Origin of the sequence: Labrys sp. KB_33_2 (assembly GCF_052114505.1) — a bacterium.
Classification (GTDB): domain Bacteria; phylum Pseudomonadota; class Alphaproteobacteria; order Rhizobiales; family Labraceae; genus Labrys.
The window spans coordinates 285,238-307,964 of the sequence record NZ_JBFREW010000001.1; the positions used below are offsets into that span (position 1 = coordinate 285,238).

Sequence of the window (22,727 nt, forward strand, 5' to 3'; positions counted from 1 at the left end):
GAGCGCGGACATCACAGCGACATGTCCGCATGTCGCGATGTCCGTTTTTTGGAAGCGCTCGCTTGGGGAGCAAGAGGCTAACGCACTGTCTACGCCCCGATTCTGACCTAGTACGCCCAAAAATGCACCTCTCTTCCTTGAAAGCAACAAGGAAGTGCTTTATTATATTAAACATGACCGGAAAGCCTGATGCCACCATGGTTTTCGTCCTGGCACCAACCGCCGAAGATCGCGGTGCGCTGCAGGCCACCCTCATTGCCTATCGCCGGGCCATGGCCATTCTCGACGGGACCAAAGGGGCTAATCTCGTCGCTTTGCACGAGGAAGCCTATGAGGAAATCCGCCTGAAGACCGGGCTACCCTCGCGCATGGCGACCCTGGCCCTGCGCGATCACAGCCGGCGGCAGTCGGGCGTGCCGATCGACGACATTCCGCTCGACTCCAAGCTGTTCGCCGTGAAGGGGCCGGACAGTGTCAGCATCGCCACCATCGATGGCCGGGTGGTCATGCCCTATTCGGTCAGCGGCTATCGTGGCGGCTGGGACGATTTCGCCGAAGCCCGCCTCGTCTTCGAAGGCCCCTCGCTGCATATCGATGTCGGCGTGCAGGCCAGCGTCCACTCTCAGAAGGAGACCCCGATGTCCAACGAAGGTATTCTCGCCCGGCTCGGGCGGGTCATCGCCGGTGTCGTCAACAATGCGGTCGATACGGCTGAGGCCTCCAATCCCACCGCGGTTGCCCAACAGGCCGTGCGCGAGATCGGCAAGATCGCCGAGGAGGCGCGGGCCGCGCTCGGCGTCGCCGTTGCCGCTGGCCACCGCCTCAAGGCCAAGGCCGACGATCTCGATGCCGAGATCCGGGACCTCGACGGCAAGATCAAGATCGGCCTGGAGAAGGGGCGAGAGGATCTCGCCCGCGCCGCGACGGGCGTCCAGATCGATCTGGAAGCCCAACGGGAGGCACTCTCCAAGGCGATTGCCGAAAATGCCGCCGAGATTGCCGAAGCCGAAACCACACTGCGCAGCATAGCATCGGCCCGGGCCGATGCGATGAAGAGGCTGGAGGATGCCAAGCGGGCGGAGCGCGCCGTTCCCGCAGCCGTGACGCCCTCTCAGCGCAACGACCAGCGGCTCGCCGACGCGCTGGCGGCCGTGGAGCGTGTGACTGGGGTCCCGACCAAGCCCGTCGCCGCGGCCGTCGAGGTAGAGGAACTCGGGCGGCTGCAGCGCCAGGATGCGATCGAGGCGCGGCTCAAGGCGTTCAGGGAAGGCCAGCGCTGATGGAAGCCCCGTGATGATGGAAACTTTGGTCCAGCCGGGCACGGCGCCCTTTTGGGTGGCATTGTTGACGGTGATCGGCATCGGCGTGGTCGAGCTCGTCTCGGTGCTGCTTGGCGCTTCCGTCTCGGCCTTGCTCGACGATAGTTTCGGATTCCAGGGCTTCGAGCATCAAGGCCTCGGGCATCATGCCCCCGGCGATCACGATAGCAGCCTGCTCGGCGCTTGGTCGTCATGGCTCAATGCGGGCGGCGTGCCCATCCTCGTGCTCATCGTCATCCTGCTTTCGGCCTTTGCGGCCTTCGGCTTCGCCATCCAGGCGGTTGCCTCCGGCCTTGCCGGGCCGCTGCCGAGCCTGATTGCCGTTCCTGGCGCGCTGGCGGCAGCCCTTCCCTCCACACGCTGGATCGGCCGGGGCGTCGCCCGGATCATCCCGCGCGACGAGACCAGCGTGCTCAGCCAGGACGAGTTCGTCGGACTGATCGGCACGGTGACCATCGGCCCGCTCGACCAGGGCAATCCCGGCAGCGTGCGGGTCAAGGACCGCTACGACAATTTTCATGCCCTGCGCGCGAAAGCCGCGCCGGGGCATGTCATCGAGACAGGCGCGCTCGTGGTGATCGTTGATGGGGTCGATGGTCTCTTCCAGGCCATTCCCGCGCCGCAGCCTCTCGATCTCGACAACAACAGGAGCTGAACGACCATGGACTTCCTTTCGTTGGGGCTCATTGCCGGTGTGATCGTGACGGCCATCGTCGTCATCGGCATCATCATGACGACCCTCTACACCAGGTCCACGCGCGACAAGGCCTATGTGCGTACCGGCCTCGGCGGCAAGAAGGTGGTGCTCGACGGCGGCTCGGTCATCCTGCCCATCTTCCACTCCTATTCCTGGGTGTCGCTGAGCACGTTGCGGCTCGAGGTCAAGCGTTCCGAACATGAATCGCTGATCACCAAGGACCGCATGCGTGCCGACATCACCGCCGAATTCTATGTTCGGGTGAAGCCCGATGCCGAGAACATCGCGCTCGCCGCCCAGACGCTGGGCGATCGCACCAACGACGCCGATGCGCTCAAGGCTCTGGTGGAAGCCAAATTCGTCGACGGCCTGCGTTCGGTAGCTGCGACCATGTCGCTGCGCGATCTGCAGGAGCAGCGCGCCGAATTCGTCAAATCGGTGCAGGCGGCGGTGGCGCACGACCTGCAGTCCAACGGTCTCGAACTCGAATCGGTCTCGCTCACCCGCCTCGACCAGACCGACATCAAGCATTTCAATCCGAACAACACATTCGATGCCGAGGGCCTGACCGCCCTCACCAAGATCACCGAAGAGCGCAAGCGCGAGCGTAACCAGATCGTGCGCGACAACGAGGTCGAGATCGCCACCAAGGACCGCGAGGCCGCGCTGAGGCGTCTCACCATCGAGCGCGAGCAGCGCGATGCGGAATTGAGCCAGGAACGCGATATCGCCAACAAGACGGCCGAAACCCGCGCCGAAACGGCCAAGGCCGAGCAATTGGCGCGCTTGAGCCAGGAGACCGCCCGGCTCGATACCGACCGGGGCATCGCCGAGCGCGACGCGGAAGCGCGCCAGGCCCGCGAGGCTGCGCGTATCGGGGCCGAGCAGGGCATCGCCGAGCGTGAAGCGGTGGCCCGCAAGATCACCGAGACCGCGCGTATCGACGCAGCGATCATGGTGGCCCGCAAGATGGAGGAAGAGCAGGCTGCCCGCGCCAAGGCGGATGAGGCGAAAGCATCAGCCATCACTGCCGAGGAGCAGGTCACCACCGCCCGCGAGGTTGAAATCGCCGAGCGCGCCAAGCGCATCGCCGTTATCGATGCCCGCAAGGCGGCCGAGCAGGCGGCGACCGCCATCACGGTCAAGGCCGAGGCGGAGAGGCAGGCGGCCGAGAACGTGGCCGCCGCCACCAAGATCCAGGCCGACGCCGAAGCGCAGGCGGCCAAGATCCGCGCTACCGGCGTGATCGAACTGGGCGAAGCCGAAGCGCGGGCCGAGCGGGCCAAGAACGAGGCGCGCAATGCACTGGCGGAAAACATCATCGGCTTCGAACTCGCCAAGGCCCGGGTGGCGATCGTGCCGCTGGCACTGGAACAGGCGATGAAGCCGATCGAGAAGATTTCCGACATCAGGATCTTCAGCGCGGGTGGGTTGGCCGGTGCTCTCGGCGGCGCGGGCGCCGGCGGTGATCAGGGCGGCCATCCGATCGGCGACCTGTCCAGCCAGCTACTCAGCTTCACCGCCCAAAAGCCCATCCTCGACGAGATCCTGGCCCAGGCCGGCTTCAAGGGGGCCGATCCCACCCAGGCACTACTGGCCGCCTCGCTCGGAGGCGCAGGACACAAGGCGCCGACCGTTGGCCGCCCCGACGGAAACGGGTCGCCGGAAGTGGACGATGCCAAGCACAACGGCTGAAGGTGGGTGCATGAACGGGGACACGGCGCGGGCCTGACCTGACCGCGCCGGTCCGCTCCAACGCTGCCATTGACAGCATCGCCCTCACGCCTAATATATTTTTCGTTGAAACAGCCGCCCTCAAGCAGCAACCTTGGGGCGGCGTTTTGATTTTTTGGCCCAAGCGTTTTGCGATTTGACGGCATCGCCAGGAATCGCAAAGACGCGTCGGAACCAAGAGTTGGAACAAAGTGCGGTTTCGCCAAAACGCGCTTTGCTCCTGTCATCATGATGTTCCAGGACTATCTCAAATCCCAGGACTGTCTCAAACCTCTAGAATTGCCAACTTGAAAGCCACACCCGTGAACGCCTCCGTCAAATCTCAGCTCTCCCATGATCCCGCCCCGTCGGCCATCCTGCCGACTTATGCCCGAGCGGACGTGGCTTTCGAGCGAGGCGAGGGCGTGTGGATGATCGCTTCGGACGGCGAGCGCTATCTCGATTTCGGTGCGGGCATCGCCGTCAATTCGCTTGGCCATGCCCATCCCCATCTGGTGTCGGCGCTGACTGAGCAAGCCCAGAAGATCTGGCACACCTCCAACCTGTTCCAGATGCCGGGTGGCGAGAAGCTTGCCCGCCGGCTGGCCGACGCCACCTTCGCGGACAAGGTCTTCTTCACCAATTCGGGGGCGGAAGCGCTCGAATGCGCCATCAAGATGGCCCGCAAATATCAGTCGGCCAACGGCCATGCCGAGCGCTACCGCGTCATCACCTTCGAGGGCGCCTTCCACGGCCGTACGCTGGCGACCATCGCTGCCGGCGGCCAGGCCAAATATCTGGAAGGCTTCGGCCCCAAGGTCGACGGTTTCGACCAGATCGCCTTCGGCGACCACGAGGCGCTGGACCGGGCGATCACGCCGGAAACCGCCGCCATCCTGGTCGAGCCGATCCAGGGCGAGGGTGGCATCCGCTCCTTCCCGCAGGCTTGCCTCAAGGGCATGCGCCAACTGTGCGACGACAAGGGGCTTCTCCTGATTTTCGACGAGGTGCAGACAGGCGTTGGCCGCACCGGCAGGCTGTTCGCGCATGAATGGGCTGGCGTGACGCCCGACATCATGGCGGTCGCCAAGGGTATTGGCGGCGGCTTCCCGATGGGCGCATGCCTCGCCACCGACGAGGCGGCCAAGGGCATGACGGCCGGCGTGCATGGCACCACCTTCGGCGGCAATCCGCTCGCCATGGCGGTCGGCAATGCCGTGCTCGACGTCGTGCTCGAGGAAGGGTTCCTGGAGCATGTCGCCAAAACCGGCCTGCTGCTGCGCCAGCGCTTGGCCGAGCTCAAGGACCGCTTCCCCGACATCATCGAGGAGATTCGCGGCGAAGGCCTGATGCTCGGCTTGCGCACGCGCGTGACGCCGGGCGAATTCGTCGGTGCCCTCAGGGCCGAAAAGCTGGTGGCCATTCCGGCCGGCGACAACGTCACGCGGCTGCTGCCGCCGTTGATCATCTCGGATGAAGAACTTCTCGAAGGCGTGCGCCGAATCGAGGCTGCCTGTGTCGCCCTCTCGAGCAAGCCAAAGACTGCCGGACATTGACGATGGTAAAGCATTTTCTCGATCTTTCCGACCTTCCCACCCAGGATTTGCGGACGGTTCTCGACCTCGCCGCCTCGATCAAGGCCAAGCGCGTGAAGGGCAAGGTGGCGAGCGAACGTCCGCTCACCGGCAAGGTGCTGGCGATGGTATTCGAGCAGCCCTCGACGCGTACGCGGGTTTCCTTCGATGTCGGCATGCGCGAACTTGGTGGCGAGACCCTGATGCTGACCGGTGCTGAGATGCAGCTCGGTCGCGGCGAGACCATCGCCGACACGGCTCGCGTGCTCTCGCGCTATGTCGATGCGGTGATGATCCGCATGCTCGACCATGCCGCGGTGCGCGAACTGGCGGCCAATGCCACGATCCCGGTGATCAACGGCCTGACCAAGCTCTCCCATCCCTGCCAGATCATGGCGGATATCCTCACCTATGAGGAACATCGCGGTCCGATCAAGGGCAAGACGGTGACCTGGACGGGCGATGCCAACAATGTGCTGACGTCCTGGATCGAGGCAGCACAACGCTTCGACTTCACCATGCGCGTCGCCGCGCCCCATGACCTTTCCGTGCGCAAGGAGGTCGTCGACTGGGCCCGTGCCAACAATGGCCGGCTGGAAGTCAGCACGGATCCCCGCGAGATGGTGGAGGGCGCCGATTGCGTCGTCACCGATTGCTGGATCTCGATGGGCGATTCCGAGGGCTATCGCCACAATCTGCTGCGCCCCTACCAGGTCAACGCCAAGCTGATGGGTCTTGCCAAGCCGGATGCCCTGTTCATGCATTGCCTGCCCGCCCATCGCGGCGAGGAGGTGACGGACGAGGTGATCGACGGGCCGCAATCGGTGGTGTTCGACGAGGCCGAGAACCGCCTGCATGCCCAGAAGGGCGTGCTCGCCTGGTGTTTCGGGCAGGCCGCGGCATGAGCGAGCCTCATCTGATGGAAGATGATCACATCCTGCCCTTCCAGGCGGAGGGGCTGGACGTGCGGGGCCGCGTCGTCAGGCTCGGTCCGGCCATCGACACCATTTTGCGCCGGCACGACTATCCGGCGCCGGTTTCGCGCGCGCTTGGCGAGGCGACGGCGCTGGCATTGATGCTGGGCACCACGCTGAAATTCGACGGCCGGTTCATCCTGCAGACCCGTACCGACGGGCCGGTGAGGATGCTGGTGGTCGATTTCCAGGCACCGGATCGGGTACGGGCCTGCGCCACCTTCGACAAGGAGGCCGTGGCTGCTGCCATCGATGCCGGCAAGACCAGCACCATCGAACTGCTCGGCAGTGGCCATCTTGCCATGACCATCGACCAGGGCCCGGACATGGCGCGCTACCAGGGTATCGTCGCTTTGGAGGGCGAGAGCCTGGAAGCGGCGGCGGACCAGTATTTCCGCCAGTCCGAGCAGATTCCCACCCGCGTCCGTCTGGCCGTGGCCGAAAATTACGTGGCCGGGGAGGGGACGAGCTGGCGCGCCGGCGGCATGATGATCCAGTTCCTGCCGTCCTCGCCCGAGCGCATGCGCATGGCCGACCTGCCGCCGGGCGATGCGCCCGAGGGGGCCGAGGTGATGGAGCATCGCGAGGACGACGCATGGGTCGAGGCCAAGCTCCTGATGGGGACGGTCGAGGATCACGAACTCACCGATCCGAATGTGCCGGCCGAGGAACTGCTCTATCGCCTTTTCCACGAGCGCGGAGCTCGGGTGTTCGACAGCTCGGCCATCATCGAGAAATGCCGCTGCTCGCGCGAGGCCGTCACCACCATGCTGCGCAATTTCTCGCAAGCCGATCGCCGTGACATGGTCGCCGATGACGGATCGATCACGGTGACCTGCGAGTTCTGCAACGCCCGCTACGATTTCGACAAGGCCGAGACGGAAGAGCTGGTGAACGCGTAGGTGGCGACACCAGTGGGAAAGAAGGAGCGGACGTCGCCGCCACGTTGAGCGTAGCTCCATGTGGCTGTTGTCCGCGGTCCCAGCCGCGCCGCTTCCTGTGCTATCTCGGCGACGTCCACTCCTGGAAACGAAGCGCCTGCAATTGAGGAAGAGCGGACATCATGCCCTCTCGCTATACCCCCGCCGAACTCACCACCAAGCTGGTTTCCTTTGATACGGTCAGCTCCCGTTCCAATCTGGCGCTGATCGATTTCGTTGCCGACTACCTAGCCGGGCATGGCGTCGAGAGCGTCCGCCTGCCCAACGCCGCTGGCGACAAGGCTGCGCTTCTTGCCACCATCGGCCCGGCAGATCGGCCGGGCGTGGTGCTTTCCGGCCATGTCGACGTGGTGCCGGTGGAAGGCCAGGCCTGGAGCGCGCCGGCCTTCGAGGCGCGGCTGGAGGGTGAGCGCCTTTACGGCCGTGGCACCTGCGACATGAAGGGTTTCGTCGCCACCGCGCTCGCCTTGGTACCCGATTTCCTGGCGATGAAGCTGAAAGCGCCTGTTCATATCGCCATCTCCTATGACGAGGAGATCTCCTGCCTGGGCAGCCTCGACATGATCGCCCGCTTCGGCCAGGACCTGCCCTTGCCGCGCGCCTGCATCGTCGGGGAGCCGACGCTGATGGAAGTGGTCGATGCGCAGAAGTCGCTTGCCGGTTATCTCACCCGCATCACCGGCCGGCCCGCCCATTCGGCCATGCCGGCGCTCGGCGCCAACGCCCTGCATGCGGCCGCCCGCATCATCAGCCATCTCGATGACATTGCCGACGAATTGCGGGCCGCAGGCGATCCTTCCGGCCGGTTCGAGCCCGGCTATTCCACGGTACAGGCGGGCCTCATCCAGGCCGGCAAGGCCATCAACATCGTGCCGGACGAGGCCCACATCGTCTGGGAATGCCGCGGGCTGCCCTCCTTGCCGGTGGAGTTCGTGCCGGACCGGATACGGGCCTTCAGCCAGGAGGTCGTGCTGCCGCGGCTGAGGCGCAATGCGCCGGAGGCCGATATCGTGACCGAACTCGACGTGGCGGTGCCGGCCTTGTCGCCCGATCCCGGCTCCTATGCGGAGACGCTGGCCCTGCGTCTTGCCGGGCGCAACCGCACCCAGGCGGTGTCCTACGGCACCGAAGCCGGTCATTTCCAGCTTGCCGGCATTCCAACCGTGATCTGTGGCCCAGGCTCGATCAAGCAGGCCCATGGCGCCGACGAGTGGATCGCCCTGTCCGAACTCGAGGCCTGTGCCGGTTTCCTGCGACGGCTCGGCCAGACGCTGGAGGTTTGACGCGATGTTTTACGAACCACGCAAGGGCGATCACGGCCTGCCCCATGATCCCTTCAAGGCGCTGGTGACGCCGCGTCCAATCGGCTGGATCACCACGAGGTCGGCGGCCGGGGCCCTCAATCTCGCCCCGTTCTCCTTCTTCAATGCGTTCCAGTCGCGTCCGCATCTCGTCGGCTTTGCTGCGGACGGCCGCAAGGACAGCGTCGTCTTTGCCGAGGAGACACGTGAATTCGTCTGCAACCTCGTCACCGAAGATCTGATGGACGCGATGAATGCCACCTCGGCCCGGCTGCCGCGCGGCCAGAGCGAGATGGAACATGCCGGGCTGGAAGCCGCGCCCTCGCGCCTGGTAAAGCCGCCGCGCGTGGCCCGGGCCGCTGCCGCGCTGGAATGCCGCTGGACCCAGACGATCCATCTCGTCGATGCGGAGGGCGCGCCGAGCGATGCCTGGCTCGTTTGCGGCGAAGTGGTCGGCATTCATGTCGACGACCGCTTCATTCGTGACGGGCGCGTCGATACCGCAGCGATGCGCGTGGTCTCGCGCCTGGGCTATCGGGACTATTCCGTAGTGGAAAGCACGTTTGAGCTGGAACGTCCGGGTGGACAATGACTTGCATCCCTGCGCGAGGAGGCTAATCATTACCTCCCTATAGTAACGAATCTTGGCATTGGCGCCGGTATCATCGGGTGACAGAGCCAGGGATCGGTTGCATTGACGTCGGTCCAGGCAGGCACAAGCGGAGGCTCCATGCTCAAGGAATTCAGGGAATTTGCCCTCAAGGGCAACGTCGTCGACCTCGCCATCGGTGTGATCATCGGTGCGGCGTTCGGCCTGATCGTCGCGTCATTGGTTGATGACATCATCATGCCGATCATCGGCGCAATCACGGGTGGACTTGATTTCTCGAACATGTATGTCGGCCTGAGCTCCAAGGTCCCCGAGGGTGTCTCGCTCGATGACGCCCGCAAGGCAGGTGCCGTTTTCGCCTATGGCAAGTTCATTACCGTCACCGTCAAGTTCCTGATCATCGCCTTTGTGCTCTTCCTGGTGGTGAAGGGCATCAACCGCGTCAAGAATCTGAAGCCTGCGGCCGAGGCGGCCCCGGCTGCACCTCCTCCTCCGCCCGCCGATGTGCTGCTGCTGACGGAAATCCGCGACCTGCTCGCCAGGAGGTGAGCCTGCCGTGTGGGCAGCCTTTTCCGCGAGTCGGGAGAGGCTGCTATCGGTATCCATGCATGCAGGCGATGGATTCCATTCCAAGTTTTGGTTTCTGCTGCCCGCGCTGATGTCATAAAGTCCGGCATTCCCATTGCAAGGATAATGCCGTGACTGCCGCCTTCGAGACGATTCCCTCCGCTCCCACCTTCCTCGATGGCATCAGGCCGGAGGCGCTCGGCGCACCGGAAAGCGGCATCGTCGAGGTGATGAATTATGGGCGCACGCGCCAGGGCATGATCCCGCTCTGGGCCGGCGAGGGCGATGTGCCTACACCGGCCTTCATCACCGAAGCGGCGACACGGTCGCTGGCCGCCGGCGAAACCTTCTACACCTGGCAGCGTGGCATTCCTGATTTGCGCGAAGCCCTGGCGCGCTATCACACCAACCTTTTCGGCAAACCATTCTCCGCCGATCGCTTTTTCGTTACCCAGTCCGGTATGCATGCGATCCAAACCGCGGTTCGCCTGATCGCCGGTGCCGGCGACGAGGTGATCGTGCCGACGCCGGCCTGGCCGAATTTCGCGGCCGCCATCGGCGTGGCCGGTGCCAAGCCGGTGATGGTGCCCCAGATCTTCACCGAACAGGGCTGGAAGCTCGATTTCCAGCGTCTCGCCGACGCCATCACGCCGCGCACCCGCGGCATCTTCATCAATTCGCCGTCCAACCCCACCGGCTGGGTCGCCACGGCGGAGGATATCGCCTTCGTGCTCGATCTCGCCCGCCGGCATGGGCTGTGGATCTTCGCCGACGAGATCTATACGCGCTTCCATTATGCCGGCGGTCGCGCGCCCTCCTTCCGCGACATCCGCACGCCGGAGGATCGGATCATCTTCACCGATACCTTCTCCAAGAACTGGGCGATGACCGGCTGGCGCATCGGCTGGATGGAGGCACCGCCTGAACTCGGGCAGACCATCGAGAATCTGCTGCAATATTCCACTTCGGGTGTAGCAACCTTCCTGCAACGCGCCGGCATCGCGGCCCTGGAGCGGGGCGAGAGCTTCGTCGAGCATCAGATCGCCCGCGCTCGTCAGGGCCGTGATATCGTCATCAACGGCCTGAGCGCCACCGGCAAGGTGCGCTTCGCCCCGGCGAGCGGCGCCTTCTACCTGTTCTTCTCCGTGGAGGGGAAGCCGGACGTGCGTCGCCTGGGCCTCGAGATCGTCGATCAGGCCAATGTCGGCCTCGCGCCCGGCACGGCCTTTGGCGCTGGTGGCGAGGGCTTCATGCGGCTGTGCTATCTGCGCAGCCCCGAGCAGCTCCAGGCCGCCACGCAGCGCCTGGTCGACTGGCTGGACAAGATCTGACGTCCGCCTCTTTCTCTCGGGCAAGCACGCTGCTTTCAAAAGCGGGTATCGCGACATTGAGCCAAGCTCAATGTCGCTGAGAAGCCGGCGGTCCCGGGCAGCTTACGGCTTGGCGCCGAGCCGCGACAGGCCGCCCTTGGCCGGCTTGTTGGCGGGGTCGAGCTCCAGCGCCTTGTTGAAATCGGCAATGGCGTCGTCGCGCTCGCCCCGGCTCTCATGGATGCGCGCGCGCGTGACGAAATAGTCGGTGACTTGCGCATTGGCGGCGATGGCGGCATTGGCATCGCGCAGCGCCTCGTCATAGCGATCGGCGGCGAGATAGGTCAGGGCCCGTTCATTGAGGGTATCGGGCTTGTCCTTGGTGAGTTCGAGCGCCTTGCCGAAATCGGCCAGTGCATTGTCGTAGTCCCCGAGTTCGCGCCAGACCATGCCGCGCGAGACATAGGCCTGGTCGCTGGTCGGCTGCTCGCGAATAGTCTCGTCATAATCGGCCATCGCTTCGTCATAGCGATGCAGGGCGGCAAAGAGCTGTCCACGTTCCAGGCGCGCGGACGGAAAACTGGTATCGAGCGCGAGCGCCTTGGTATAGTCGGCGATGGCGCCTTCGGTGTCGCCGAGCTGCCACTGCACGAAAGCGCGGCTGAAATAGGCGGAATCGAAATCGCTATCGAGGTCGAGCGCCTTCTGCAGGTCTTCCAGGGCGCGAGTATAGTCCTTCATCTCGATGAGGGAACGGGCTCTGGCATAGAAGGCATTCTTGTAGGTCTTGTCGAGCCGGATGGCCTGCGTGTAGTCGTCGATGGCGGCCATATGCTCCTCGAGGGCGCGATGCGCATCGCCACGGCCCTTATACGCCTCTTCCTCGCGCCCGTTGAGGGCGATGGCAGCATCGAAATCCTTGATCGCCTCCTCGTTGCGGTCGAATTGGAGCAGCGCAAAGCCGCGATTGACCAGCGGGAGGGCCGAACGCCGATTGACGGCGATCACGGCGGCATAATCGGCCAGCGCCGCGTCCATCTCGCCGAGGCGGGACTGGGCATCGGCCCGTGCGGTCAGGCTGGCGGCGTCGCGCGGCCGCAATTCGAGCGCCGCGCCGAAATCCGCCACCGCCTTGGCGTCGTCGCTGTTTTCCGCATAGGCCTGTCCACGCCGGAAATACACCAGCGCCCGCGTCGTTTTGGCCAGCTTCCGGTCGAGCAATTGCGTGCAGGCGGGAATGCGCTGCTCGGCCACCCCTTTCGAGCAATCCCGGTCGGCGCTGTCGGCAAGAGCGGGCGTGCTGGCGCAAAGAGCAAGCAGGATAAGAGCAGGGCGCAGAAGGGCGATCATACCGGGCACGGTTCCACTGACGGGGCGAGAGAAGGAGGCGACAGGCACAGCCTCTATAGCGTTTTGCGATTTTCCGGAACCGGCAAGAACCGCAAAGATGCGTCAAAACAGGGAGCTAGAGCAAACAAGCGTTTCTGTCCAAACGCGCTTTGCTCTAGACCAAGCCGTGGCAGCTGGGAATGGCAGAACTGTGATCTTTCCCGCCTCTTAAGCCTGCTTGGGCCACGCTCTTGTGAATTTCGACAAACCTGTGTTATCGATCTGACGTCATTTGGCCGGACGACTGGGCCGGTACATCCATGCACTTGAGCTGCCTTCGGGCGGCTCTAGCGGGACGTACGTTCAGGACACCCTCCCCAAATTTCACAAAACCGGGCGAAGCACGGAGTTCCGTGGGGCGTCCATGCTTTGGAACGAAGTAAAGGACTATCTATCTATGAGCACGGGAACCGTAAAATGGTTCAACACCCAGAAAGGTTATGGCTTCATTCAGCCTGATGACGGTGGTCACGACGTATTCGTGCATATCACCGCCGTCGAGCGTGCCGGTCTACCCGAACTGCGTGAAGGCCAGAAGATCGGTTACGAGATCCTGACCGATCGCAAGACGGGCAAGGCGGCAGCCGGCAACCTCAAGACTGTGTGATCCCCGACAAAGCATCTTCAAGCGGCAGGGTCACCGGTTCGCGTGAAGGCAAGCGACGAATAACAAGAATGGAGGGCCTCTCCGGCGCATAGGGTCGGGCAGTCTCTCACCCAATCCCATTCAGAGGCGCGCCCCGGCGCGTCTTTTTTATTGGCCGAAACGGTTGTGAACCGCGGATGGCCTTCACGAAATGCTGAACCACCTTACCATTTGATCATTTGTGGCAGGCGGCAAAGGATGCTCAATATCCTTCCGCTTGGGGGCGGACGACAGGGTTGTATTAACCTTAATTCCGCATGGTCAAAGGCAATGGATTCCTCGCCTGACCGATGGCGTACTTCTGAAAGGCCGTCTTCATGATCCGGCTCCTCGCGGGTCTTTGTGCTGTTTCCACGATTGGTTTTGCTGCAGGTTCCATCGTCGGTCCGGTGCCCCTGTATCTGCCCCTGGCATCCCTCGTGCTCACGGTTGTCTTGTTTCTGTCCGCCCGCATTCCGACAGTCCTGCGCTTCCTGGTGAGCTTATTTGCCTTGTCATTTCTGATCCTCGGTGGCGTCACGGCCCTGAACGAGGCGGGTAAAGTTTCGGAGACAGTTCAGCCCTATCTGCCTCCTGCTAACGCCGCCATCGTCGCCAGTATTCTCGCCCTGCTGCATTACCTGATCTATTTCGTGCCGGTGCTTCGACGGATCGTCGACTTGGTAAACCCCTATTTCGAGGCGGAAGACCGGGCGGAACTCAACCTCGGCCTCTTCGGCAAATGGGCGATGCGGGAAAGGAACGTGGCTCTCGGCCTGCTCGGCCTCGTCATCGTTTCGAACGTGTTGTTCGTCTATCTCAACGTTCTCTTCAATTTTTGGCAGAACCGCTTTTATACAGCCATCCAGGACAAGGCCGCGGCCGCTTTTTGGACGGAGATGGGCGTCTATGGGGCGCTCGCCTTCTTCTGGGTTCTGAGGGGCATGGTCGATCTGTATATCAGCAGCTACGCCGCCCTGCGTTGGCGCAATTGGCTTTCGGGCCGTTATGTCAAAGATTGGCTTTCCGACAAGGTCCATTATCGCTTGTCGGTTGCCGGTAATAAGACGGACAACCCGGACCAGCGTATCTCCGAGGATGTTCGCGATTTCGTCCAGGGTTCCTACGACAATTATACCGGCATATTCTCGCAACTTCTCAACATCTACGCCTTCGTCACGATATTGTGGGGCATATCGGCTGAATTTCCCTACAAAATTGCTGGATATGATCTGAGTAATATTCCCGGCTACCTGGTGTGGATGCTCCTGGCCTGGGCCATCCTGTTCACCTATCTCTCACATCTTATCGGCCGGCCGCTGGTGCCGCTCAATTTCAAGGTTCAGAGGCTCGAGGCCGATTTCCGCTACAATCTGGTGCGCGTGCGCGAAAATGACGAGCAGATTGCTCTCCTGCACGGCGAGGAGGAAGAAAAGCGGGGTCTGCTGGCACGTTTCGCGTCCGTCTATCAGACACGCTTCGATCTGCTGATGCGGCAGCTCAAGCTGGTATCGGTCACTTTCGCCTACGGCCAGTTCAATCTCGTGTTGCCCTTCTTCCTGTTAGCCCCGGCTTATTTCGCCAATGAGGCCATGAAGTCGGGAACGCTCATGCAAACTGCCGATGCATTCGGCAATATCATACCCGCTCTTTCCTTTTTTGTGACGTCCTACGCCATCCTTGCGGCTTACAAGGCCACGATCGACCGTCTTACCGGCTTCGACTTGGCCATCGTCAGGGCCAACGCGGCGCGCGATGAGGGCGTCCACGCCATACCCGTTCCGCGGCAAGGGATCATCGAAGGCAAGGATGTGGATGTGGCGCTGCCCAATGGAGCCAATCTCCTCAAGAAGACGGATTTCAGCCTCCCCAAGGGAGTCCGAACTTTGGTGACGGGGCCGTCGGGCTCCGGCAAGACCACCCTGTTCCGTGCCATTGCGGGCATCTGGCCCTATGGCAAGGGCACCATTGCCCTGCCGGAGACCGAAGACGTGATGCTGCTGCCGCAGCAGCCCTATTTCCCGCTGGGATCGTTGCGCTCGGCTCTGGCCTATCCCCACGGGGCCGAAGCCTTCGAAGAACAGCACTATCGTGCCGTACTGGAGCAGGTCGGTCTTGGTGAACTTTCCGATCGCCTCGATGCCGACGACAAATGGGACAACACCTTGTCGGGCGGGGAGAAGCAGCGCATCGCTCTGGCGCGCGCCATCCTGCGTCGGCCCGCCTGGTTGCTGCTGGACGAGGCGACCTCTGCGCTTGACGAAACGAGCGAGGCCGATCTCTACGGCCTGCTTCGTCGAGCCTTGCCCGATACCACGATCGTCTCGATCGGGCACCGCTCCTCGCTTGCCGGATTGCACGACCGCCGTCTTGCGGTCGTGCCGGACGAGACGGCGGCTCATATCGAGGAACGCCCACTGGCCGAATTCGGTGCGCGATGATCTTACCATCGGCCATATCGTTCGCTTCACCAGTCTGGCGCTGCGTGCTGCAAAGGTACCGCGACGGGCCGCTGGCCTCATTCTCGACCAACAACATCCATCCGCCACCAAGGCGATCCGGATGACTGACCCGAAACAACCTCCGATCCGGTGTCGGGTCGACAAGTCGCGCTGCCTAACGCCCCCTATACAAAGGGATTTCCCACGTGTTCACGTCCTTCTTCCCCAAGCCGAAGCTGTTCTTTATTTCCGCGGCCCTATGGTGCCTCGCCGCCATCCTGCTCTGGTACTTCGGCGCGCGAGATCTGGGAGCCACATTCGGCTTGCCTCCTGCAGGCCCGAATGACCCGCCAGTGATCGGACTCGGCTATTTTTGGACGAAATCGTTCCTATGGTTCTATGTCTATTTCATCGTGATAGTCGGCCTCTTCTATGGCTTTTGGGCGATCACCAGCCCGCATCCCTGGCAGAACTGGTCGATCCTGGTCGCCGCCGTCCTGCTGTTCCTGACTTATTTCAGCGTGCAAGTCAGCGTCGTGCTCAACAGCTGGCGTGGGGCTTTCTATGATCTCGTTCAGAAAGCACTGACGAAAGCAAATTCAGTCGAGCCATCGCAGCTCTATAGCGGCGTCTTGACGTTCGTGATCATCGCCTGCGTAGCGATCACGGTGGCCGTGATCACCAGCTTCATCGTCAGCCATTTCATCTTCCGCTGGCGCACGGCCATGAATGACTACTTCATGAGCCATTGGACCCAGCTGCGCCATATTGAAGGTGCCTCGCAGCGCGTGCAGGAAGACACCATGCGCTTTTCCAGCACCTTGGAAACCCTCGGCATTTCGCTGGTCAAATCGGTGATGACCCTGATTGCCTTCTTGCCGCTGCTGGCGCAACTGTCCAGCCATATCGTGGCGCTACCGATCGTCGGGGTTATTCCCTATCCCCTGTTGTTTGCTGCCCTGATCTGGTCGATCTTCGGCACAGTGCTGCTTGCCGTCGCCGGCATCAAGCTGCCAGGGCTTTACTTCAACAATCAGAAGGTGGAGGCGGCCTATCGTAAGGAACTGGTCTATGGCGAGGATCACGCCGACCGGGCCCAGCCGCTGACTGTGACAGAGCTGTTCCGGAACGTGCGAAAGAACTATTTCAAGCTCTATTTCCACTATGTCTATTTCAACGTGGTTGCTGCCATCTATGTACAGGCGGATGTGGTCTTCGGCCTTATTCTGCTAGTTCCGACCATTGCGGCAGGGGCGATTACCTTCGGCATTTACCAGCAGATCCGTTTTGCCTTCTCCAGCGTGACGGACTCGTTCCAGTACCTGGTCAATTCCTGGTCGACGATCGTGGAACTGCTTTCGATCCACAAACGTCTAAAAGCCTTCGAAGCAACGCTCGACGATGTGCCTCCGCAAGGCGCGCCGCGAGAAAGCGTGCAAGGGGTATAATGAAAAGGCCGGTCGCGAGACCTAATGCGGTTCACTTAAGCGGGAACCACTGTGAATTGTCATAGCCGGGCTTGACCCGGCTATCCAGAAGCCACGCGTGTAATCGGATGACAGGCTGGATTGCCGGGTCAAGCCCGGCAATGACAAAGCTCGTGCAAAACTCGAAGACGCTTAAGTGACCCGCGTTGGGCCGCGAGACCGGTCTTTTCAATTCCATTCCGAGGCCCGGGCTTACGCCGCCGGCTGGAACTTCATCTCGCCATAGGGGCCACGCAGGATCAGCGTGTAGCCGTCATAGGACCAATCGGTAGAGGTGCGCATCACGAACAGGAAGACCTGCTCGTTGTGCATCAGGCGATCGGCGCATTTGCGCTTGCTGATCGCCACCGGGCCGATGGCCATGCGCTGGTCGGCGCGTGGAATGATGGTGGCGGACCAGTTGTTGCACGCCGAAAACCCGGTGCCGCGATAGCTGTCCGAGACCAGGATGGTCGGCCGGTCGTCCTTGAAGGTCTGATCCTTGTAGGAGATCGCCGCGAAGGTCCGGTTCATCGGGAAGGGACGGGAGGCCTTGCTGTCCATGGGCTTGGGCAAAGTCGGCGGCACATTGTTCGGCGGCACCGAACCGAACATCGAACAACTCGACAGGGTAACGGCCGACAGGGCGGCAAGGACAAGGGAACGCAGAACGCGCATCAAAACCTCCGGTTCATTGCTGCGCACGATAGAGGCGGAGCTGAAAAATCGCAACGCGGCTTATACATGATACACGCGTTGGAGAGAAAGATGTTCCCGGGCGCGAAACTGTATCTTGTGGAACAGGCCGTGAGGCAGGGCAGCAGCGGCGGAGTGAGGCGGCGTCAGCCTAGTCTGTGAGTGATCTTGTCGATCAGGCTTTCGCGCAGGGCGCGATAGGCATCGAGCTTCTGCTCGCGGTTGCCGCTGGCGAGGCTGGGGTCCGGGGTCGGCCAATATTCGACGTCGGCGGCCAGAGTGCGCGTGAGGTCGAGCGCCTTGTGGTGAGCCTGCGGGGCGAGGGTGATGATCAGGTCGAAGTTCAGTCCTTCCAGTTCTTCCAGATCCTCGAAGCTCTGGGGGCGGTGCTTGCCGAGTGAGATGCCGATTTCGTCCAGCGCGGCGGCGACGAAAGGGTCCGGCTCGCCCGGGCGCACGCCCGCCGAGCCGAAGAAGATGGAACGTCCGAAATAATAGCGCCCGATCGCCTCCGCCATGGGCGAGCGGACGACATTATGCGCGCAGGCGAACAGGACCGACTGTGGACGGCGGCCCTCCTTCACGCCTCAGCCTTTCCAGTAGAGAGCGGAAACAAGAGTGAACAGCCGCCTTGCGGTGGAAAGATCGAGGGCGATCTTGCCGGCCAGCCTTTCGCGCAGGATCTCCGATCCTTCATTGTGCAGGCCGCGCCGGGCCATGTCGATCGTTTCGATCTGGGAGGGCGTGGCGCTGCGGATGGCGGCGTAATAGCTGTCGCAGATGGTGAAATAGTCGCGCACTACGCGCCGCAGCGGCGTGAGCGAGAGGATATGCACCACGACCGGCTGGCTGTCGGCATTGCGGATATCGAGGACGAGGCGGCCATCCTGCAAGGAGATATGCAGGCCGTAGGGCCCTGCGTCATAGCCGACCGGCGAGAACGCATTCTCCTCGATGAGGTCATAGGCGGCGACCCGCCGCTCATGTTCTTGATCCTGATTGCCGCGCCCGATGCTGCGCTCATCGAGATGAACGGCGATCAACCGGCAGGTGGGGCTGAATTCCTCATTGTCCATGGCATCTCATAGCACGGTGCATGGGCTCTCATAGAGCAAAGCGCGGTCAAACGGAACGTGGCTTCGCGTCAGCCTGGAGTTGTTGTCCAGAAACAATTGAAACGCCGCTTTGTCATGCCCGGGCTTGATCCGGGCATCGAGCGGCCCCGTCTTCCATGCCCGGAAGGAGGGCTGGATTGCCGGGTCAAGCCCGGCAATGACAAAGGTCGAGCCAATTCGGCCCGTTTATTGCCCGACGAATCTCAAAGGCGATTGCTGCGGATCGAGACCGAACGCGCATGGGCGGCAAGCCCTTCCGCCTCGCCGAGCGCGATCGCGGCCGGGCCGAGAGCCGCAAGCTGCTCGGGTCCGCATTTCAGGATGGAGGTGCGCTTCATGAAGTCGAGCACGCCCAGGCCGGAGGAGAATTTGGCCGAGCGGGCCGTGGGCAGCACGTGATTGGAGCCGCCGACATAATCGCCGATCGCCTCGGGCGTGTGGCCGCCGAGGAAGATGGCGCCGGCATTGCGGATGCGGCCCGCGAGGACCTCGGCATCGCGGGTGACGATCTCCAGATGCTCGGCGGCGAGACGGTCGGCCAAGGGCGGAGCCTCGTCCAGCGAGGAGAGGGTGATCAGGGCGCCGTAGTCGCGCCAGCTCGCCCCGGCGATCTCGGCGCGGGGTAACGTGGCAAGCTGGGCTTCCACCTCGCGCTCCACCGCCTCCGCCAGCGCAGGACTATCGGTGATCAGGATCGATTGGGAGGCGCTGTCATGCTCGGCCTGGGCCAGCAGGTCGGCGGCGATCCAGGCCGGATTGGCGCTGTCGTCTGCGATCACCAGCACCTCGGAGGGGCCAGCGATCATGTCGATGCCGACATGACCGAAGACACGGCGCTTGGCGGCAGCGACATAGGCATTGCCGGGCCCGGTGATCTTGGCGACCGGCGCGATGGTCCGGGTGCCATAGGCCAGCGCGGCGACGGCCTGGGCGCCGCCGATGCGATAGATTTCGTCGACCTCGGCGAGCTTCGCTGCTGCGAGCACCAGTGGGTTAAGGACGCCTCCGGGGCTCGGCACCACCATCACCAGGCGTGGGCAGCCGGCGACCTTGGCCGGAATGGCGTTCATCAAGACGGAGGAGGGATAGGCTGCGGTGCCGCCGGGCACGTAGAGGCCGACGGCCTCGATCGCCGTCCAGCGCCAGCCTAGCTCCACGCCGAGCGCATCCTTGAACAGCGTGTCTACAGGCTTCTGGCGCTCATGGTAGGCGCGGATGCGGCTGGCGGCCAGTGCCAGGGCTTCGAGCGCACCGGCATCGCATTGGGCATGTGCCGCTTCGATCTCAGCCGTCGTGACACGCATGGTCTCGGCGCTGAGCGTCAGGCGATCGAAGCGGGCGGTATAGTCGATCACCGCCGCGTCGCCACGCGCGACCACATCCTCGATGATGGCCTTGACGGAGGCGTCGACATCCTCCGAGATCTCACGCTTGGCGGCGAGAAGGGTGGCGAAGGCGTCGGCGAAATCGGCCTGGACGCTGTGGAGCCGAACCGGCATGGCATTTCCTTGTGCGGCGGGAAGAACGAAAGGGGCGGGCCGCTAATGACAAGAAATGCCGGGGCGCTTCAAGAAAAATACGTCGGCGAGAGACTTTGCCTCACACCCGCTCCGGTGGCGGGGAGCCACAGGGCCAGGCCGGACCGAGATCGGACATCGCCGCTTCCAGGCATTCCACTTCGAGGCGGATGGCGCCGCCGCCCTCGAAATAGAGGGTCACCAGCCCGGCTGGATCGTCGCTGACCTCGAAGGAGATCGAAAGCAGAACTGCCTTCTGGCCGGCGTTCTGCTCGAAATGCGAACGCTTGACCCCGAGAACCCGCTCGAAATGCAGGCCAGAGCGCCGCCTCGTGCGCTCACCACTCTGGGCACGGCACCAGTCATAGCGATCCATCACCAAGGCGAAGCGCTTCTCGCGCGGCAACCAGGCGATTTCGGCCGGCACGACGGCCGCCTCCTGCAGATGGGTAGAGATGACCTCCAGGTCCTCTCCATCGAAGGCAAGCAGCTTAAGGGGTTCAGGCGACAACATGAGCTGCATGTAATGTTCCGCAGGCCTCGCGGCAAGAGGTCGCGGAGATCGAGGGCGCCAAGACACGCCTTCCGCAACAACGCCGGCGCCGATGGCAAGATGCCGAGACTGCCCGGAAGAATGGCGGTTCCACGAAGCTGATCCTGGGCGTATGACTCGGGCTGTTCATCCAAGAGTGCCAATGCCCATGTCGGTGTCCAAAGTAGAGCCCAGATCCGAGTCTCAACCCCGCAATGGCGGCCGCCTGATCGTCGATGCACTGGTCGCGCAGCGTGTCGAACATGTCTTCTGCGTGCCGGGCGAATCCTATCTCGCCGTGCTCGATGCCCTCCATGATGCCCCGATCGACGTCACCGTCTGTCGCCAGGAGGGGGGCGCGGCGATGATGGCGGAAGCGGTCGGCAAGCTCACCGGCAGGCCCGGCATCTGCATGGTGACGCGCGGGCCCGGCGCCACCAATGCCTCCCATGGCGTGCATATCGCCATGCAGGATTCCACGCCGATGATTCTCTTCATCGGCCAGATCGAGACGGGCATGCGCGAGCGTGAGGCCTTCCAGGAGGTCGACTACAAGGCCTTCTTCGGCTCGATGGCCAAATGGGTGGTCGAGATCGACAAGGCAGAGCGCATTCCCGAACTGGTGACCCGCGCGTTCCGCGTCGCCATGCAAGGCCGCCCCGGCCCGGTGGTGATCGCCCTGCCGGAGGACATGCTGGTCGAAACAGCCACGGTTGCCGACGCCGCTTTCGTCGAGCCGGTTCAGACCTATCCCGGCCAGGCCGAGATGGCGCGCCTCGAGGGCCTGCTCGGGGAGGCGAAAAATCCCTTCCTGATCGTCGGCGGGTCGGGCTGGTCTGATGAGGCGGTGGTTGATCTCACCCGCTTCGCCGAGCGCTTCGACCTGCCTGTCGGCACCTCCTTCCGGCGCCAGATGCTGTTTCCGGCCGACCATCCCAATTATGCCGGCGATGTCGGCATCGGCCCCAATCCAAAGCTCGCCCAGCGTATCAAGGAGGCCGACCTCCTGATCCTGGCCGGCGGACGGCTTTCGGAAATGCCGTCTTCTTCCTATTCGCTGGTCGATATTCCTACTCCGCGCCAGCGCCTGGTGCATATCCATGCCGGAGCCGAGGAACTGGGACGGGTCTACCAGCCCACGCTCGCCATCCATGCGACGGCCCAGGCCTTCGCCGCAGCCTTGGACGGGCTTCAGCCCTCGGGCAGCCTGTCATGGTCGGGGCAGACGCGCCAGGCGAACCGGGACTTCCACGACTGGACCGACGAGCCCAAGCCCATTCCCGGCACGTTCCAATATGGCGAGGCGCTGCTCTGGTTGCGTGACCGCCTGCCCGAGGACACGGTAATCTGCAACGGCGCCGGCAACTATGCCATCTGGGTGCAACGCTATCTGCGCTTCCGCCGCTTCGGCACGCAGCTTGCGCCGACATCGGGCTCGATGGGCTATGGCGTGCCTGCTGCGGTGGCGGCCAAGGCGTTCGACCGTTCGAAAACGGTGGTCTGTTTCGCCGGCGACGGCTGCTTCATGATGAACGGCCAGGAATTCGCCACCGCCGTGCAGTATGACCTGCCGATCATCGTGGTCGTCGTCGACAACGGCATGTACGGCACCATCCGCATGCATCAGGAACGGGAATTCCCTGGGCGGGTCTCGGCGACGAAGCTCAGGAATCCGGACTTTGCCGCCTATGCGCTCGCCTTTGGCGGCCATGGCGAGACGGTGACGACGGCGGCCGAATTCGGTCCGGCCTTCGAGCGGGCGGCGGCCTCCGGTAAGCCCGCCATCCTGCATTGCCGCATGGATCCGGAGGCGATCACGCCGATGACCACCATCGCAAGGATCCGCGAGCAGGCGCTGGCGAAATGACAGGTTCTTCCTGGGACCACTGGCTTCCAGGCGTGACAATGGTGTGCCGATCTCCAGATCGGCATACTTGGAA

Annotated in this window: 20 protein-coding genes; 14 read left to right on the forward strand and 6 right to left on the reverse strand. The window is 63.1% G+C overall.

Annotated elements, in window-relative coordinates; translation table 11 throughout:
- The first annotated feature begins 173 nt into the window (after window positions 1-173).
- The 10 genes from AB4037_RS01385 (at window position 174) to AB4037_RS01430 (ending at window position 11,027) form a co-directional block, all read left to right on the forward strand.
- Window positions 174-1,280, forward strand: a complete 1,107-nt coding sequence (locus AB4037_RS01385; RefSeq protein WP_441770284.1) for a PspA/IM30 family protein — start codon at window positions 174-176, stop codon at window positions 1,278-1,280.
- Window positions 1,281-1,293: 13 nt separating this feature from the next.
- Entirely contained in the window at window positions 1,294-1,974 is a 681-nt protein-coding gene (locus AB4037_RS01390; RefSeq protein ID WP_441770285.1) for an OB-fold-containig protein, read from the forward strand.
- A 6-nt stretch (window positions 1,975-1,980) separates the two neighbouring features.
- Window positions 1,981-3,711, forward strand: coding sequence for a flotillin family protein (locus tag AB4037_RS01395; protein ID WP_441770286.1), 1,731 nt, complete (start codon window positions 1,981-1,983; stop codon window positions 3,709-3,711).
- 326 nt (window positions 3,712-4,037) lie between these two features.
- Window positions 4,038-5,285, forward strand: coding sequence for an aspartate aminotransferase family protein (locus tag AB4037_RS01400; protein WP_441770287.1), 1,248 nt, complete (start codon window positions 4,038-4,040; stop codon window positions 5,283-5,285).
- A 2-nt stretch (window positions 5,286-5,287) separates the two neighbouring features.
- Window positions 5,288-6,208, forward strand: a complete 921-nt coding sequence (argF, locus tag AB4037_RS01405; protein ID WP_441770288.1) for an ornithine carbamoyltransferase — start codon at window positions 5,288-5,290, stop codon at window positions 6,206-6,208.
- Window positions 6,205-7,179 (forward strand): Hsp33 family molecular chaperone, encoded by a 975-nt coding sequence (locus AB4037_RS01410; protein WP_434957855.1) that lies wholly within the window; start codon window positions 6,205-6,207, stop codon window positions 7,177-7,179. The genes argF and AB4037_RS01410 overlap by 4 nt, the downstream gene beginning before the upstream one ends.
- 161 nt (window positions 7,180-7,340) lie before the next feature.
- Complete coding sequence (argE, locus tag AB4037_RS01415; protein WP_441770289.1) at window positions 7,341-8,501, forward strand: acetylornithine deacetylase; 1,161 nt, start codon at window positions 7,341-7,343, stop codon at window positions 8,499-8,501.
- A 4-nt stretch (window positions 8,502-8,505) separates the two neighbouring features.
- The gene (locus AB4037_RS01420) at window positions 8,506-9,111 is read left to right on the forward strand and encodes a flavin reductase family protein (RefSeq protein ID WP_441770290.1); all 606 of its coding nucleotides are present in this window, start codon (window positions 8,506-8,508) and stop codon (window positions 9,109-9,111) included.
- Between the two features lie 138 nt (window positions 9,112-9,249).
- Window positions 9,250-9,678: a large conductance mechanosensitive channel protein MscL gene (gene mscL / locus AB4037_RS01425; RefSeq protein WP_441770291.1), complete on the forward strand. Its 429-nt coding sequence runs from the start codon at window positions 9,250-9,252 to the stop codon at window positions 9,676-9,678.
- Between the two features lie 149 nt (window positions 9,679-9,827).
- Window positions 9,828-11,027 (forward strand): pyridoxal phosphate-dependent aminotransferase, encoded by a 1,200-nt coding sequence (locus AB4037_RS01430; RefSeq protein ID WP_434957851.1) that lies wholly within the window; start codon window positions 9,828-9,830, stop codon window positions 11,025-11,027.
- A 102-nt stretch (window positions 11,028-11,129) separates the two neighbouring features.
- Here AB4037_RS01430 and AB4037_RS01435 read toward each other — a convergent pair whose 3' ends face one another.
- Window positions 11,130-12,356, reverse strand: a complete 1,227-nt coding sequence (locus AB4037_RS01435) for a tetratricopeptide repeat protein (RefSeq protein ID WP_441770292.1) — start codon at window positions 12,354-12,356, stop codon at window positions 11,130-11,132.
- A 436-nt stretch (window positions 12,357-12,792) separates the two neighbouring features.
- On the opposite strand from AB4037_RS01435, the gene AB4037_RS01440 reads away from it, so the two are divergent.
- The 3 genes from AB4037_RS01440 (at window position 12,793) to sbmA (ending at window position 16,909) form a co-directional block, all read left to right on the forward strand.
- Window positions 12,793-13,002: a cold-shock protein gene (locus AB4037_RS01440; RefSeq protein ID WP_434957849.1), complete on the forward strand. Its 210-nt coding sequence runs from the start codon at window positions 12,793-12,795 to the stop codon at window positions 13,000-13,002.
- Between the two features lie 356 nt (window positions 13,003-13,358).
- The gene (locus AB4037_RS01445; RefSeq protein WP_441770293.1) at window positions 13,359-15,461 is read left to right on the forward strand and encodes an ABC transporter ATP-binding protein/permease; all 2,103 of its coding nucleotides are present in this window, start codon (window positions 13,359-13,361) and stop codon (window positions 15,459-15,461) included.
- A 206-nt stretch (window positions 15,462-15,667) separates the two neighbouring features.
- A complete protein-coding gene (sbmA, locus tag AB4037_RS01450) occupies window positions 15,668-16,909 on the forward strand; it encodes a peptide antibiotic transporter SbmA (protein ID WP_441770294.1) in 1,242 nt (413 codons plus the stop codon).
- Between the two features lie 231 nt (window positions 16,910-17,140).
- Here the strand turns inward: sbmA and AB4037_RS01455 are convergent, their stop codons facing one another.
- The 5 genes from AB4037_RS01455 to AB4037_RS01475 all read right to left on the reverse strand — a co-directional run bounded on the left by AB4037_RS01455 (window position 17,141) and on the right by AB4037_RS01475 (window position 20,778).
- Window positions 17,141-17,605 (reverse strand): META domain-containing protein, encoded by a 465-nt coding sequence (locus tag AB4037_RS01455; protein WP_434957846.1) that lies wholly within the window; start codon window positions 17,603-17,605, stop codon window positions 17,141-17,143.
- Window positions 17,606-17,769: 164 nt separating this feature from the next.
- Window positions 17,770-18,207 carry a low molecular weight phosphatase family protein gene (locus AB4037_RS01460; RefSeq protein WP_434957845.1) on the reverse strand — a complete coding sequence of 146 codons (438 nt, stop codon included), beginning with the start codon at window positions 18,205-18,207 and terminating at the stop codon, window positions 17,770-17,772.
- Between the two features lie 3 nt (window positions 18,208-18,210).
- Window positions 18,211-18,699, reverse strand: a complete 489-nt coding sequence (locus AB4037_RS01465) for a UPF0262 family protein (RefSeq protein WP_434957844.1) — start codon at window positions 18,697-18,699, stop codon at window positions 18,211-18,213.
- 242 nt (window positions 18,700-18,941) lie between these two features.
- The gene (hisD, locus tag AB4037_RS01470; RefSeq protein WP_434957843.1) at window positions 18,942-20,237 is read right to left on the reverse strand and encodes a histidinol dehydrogenase; all 1,296 of its coding nucleotides are present in this window, start codon (window positions 20,235-20,237) and stop codon (window positions 18,942-18,944) included.
- A gap of 100 nt (window positions 20,238-20,337) precedes the next feature.
- Window positions 20,338-20,778 (reverse strand): DUF2948 family protein, encoded by a 441-nt coding sequence (locus tag AB4037_RS01475; protein ID WP_434957842.1) that lies wholly within the window; start codon window positions 20,776-20,778, stop codon window positions 20,338-20,340.
- A gap of 178 nt (window positions 20,779-20,956) precedes the next feature.
- Between AB4037_RS01475 and AB4037_RS01480 the strand changes: the two genes are divergently transcribed.
- Window positions 20,957-22,654 carry a thiamine pyrophosphate-binding protein gene (locus tag AB4037_RS01480; RefSeq protein WP_434957841.1) on the forward strand — a complete coding sequence of 566 codons (1,698 nt, stop codon included), beginning with the start codon at window positions 20,957-20,959 and terminating at the stop codon, window positions 22,652-22,654.
- Window positions 22,655-22,727 lie beyond the last annotated feature (73 nt).

Bases quoted from the DNA above. Each gene is read 5' to 3' on its own strand.
- argE (WP_441770289.1), top strand. From the start codon at position 7,341: ATGCCCTCTCGCTATACCCCCGCCGAACTCACCACCAAGCTGGTTTCC.
- hisD (WP_434957843.1), bottom strand. From the start codon at position 20,237: ATGCCGGTTCGGCTCCACAGCGTCCAGGCCGATTTCGCCGACGCCTTC.
- AB4037_RS01455 (WP_434957846.1), bottom strand. From the start codon at position 17,605: ATGCGCGTTCTGCGTTCCCTTGTCCTTGCCGCCCTGTCGGCCGTTACC.
- mscL (WP_441770291.1), top strand. From the start codon at position 9,250: ATGCTCAAGGAATTCAGGGAATTTGCCCTCAAGGGCAACGTCGTCGAC.
- AB4037_RS01420 (WP_441770290.1), top strand. From the start codon at position 8,506: ATGTTTTACGAACCACGCAAGGGCGATCACGGCCTGCCCCATGATCCC.
- AB4037_RS01445 (WP_441770293.1), top strand. From the start codon at position 13,359: ATGATCCGGCTCCTCGCGGGTCTTTGTGCTGTTTCCACGATTGGTTTT.
- AB4037_RS01435 (WP_441770292.1), bottom strand. From the start codon at position 12,356: ATGATCGCCCTTCTGCGCCCTGCTCTTATCCTGCTTGCTCTTTGCGCC.
- AB4037_RS01395 (WP_441770286.1), top strand. From the start codon at position 1,981: ATGGACTTCCTTTCGTTGGGGCTCATTGCCGGTGTGATCGTGACGGCC.
- AB4037_RS01390 (WP_441770285.1), top strand. From the start codon at position 1,294: ATGATGGAAACTTTGGTCCAGCCGGGCACGGCGCCCTTTTGGGTGGCA.
- AB4037_RS01475 (WP_434957842.1), bottom strand. From the start codon at position 20,778: ATGCAGCTCATGTTGTCGCCTGAACCCCTTAAGCTGCTTGCCTTCGAT.
- AB4037_RS01480 (WP_434957841.1), top strand. From the start codon at position 20,957: ATGTCGGTGTCCAAAGTAGAGCCCAGATCCGAGTCTCAACCCCGCAAT.
- argF (WP_441770288.1), top strand. From the start codon at position 5,288: ATGGTAAAGCATTTTCTCGATCTTTCCGACCTTCCCACCCAGGATTTG.
- AB4037_RS01440 (WP_434957849.1), top strand. From the start codon at position 12,793: ATGAGCACGGGAACCGTAAAATGGTTCAACACCCAGAAAGGTTATGGC.
- AB4037_RS01410 (WP_434957855.1), top strand. From the start codon at position 6,205: ATGAGCGAGCCTCATCTGATGGAAGATGATCACATCCTGCCCTTCCAG.
- AB4037_RS01465 (WP_434957844.1), bottom strand. From the start codon at position 18,699: ATGGACAATGAGGAATTCAGCCCCACCTGCCGGTTGATCGCCGTTCAT.
- AB4037_RS01385 (WP_441770284.1), top strand. From the start codon at position 174: ATGACCGGAAAGCCTGATGCCACCATGGTTTTCGTCCTGGCACCAACC.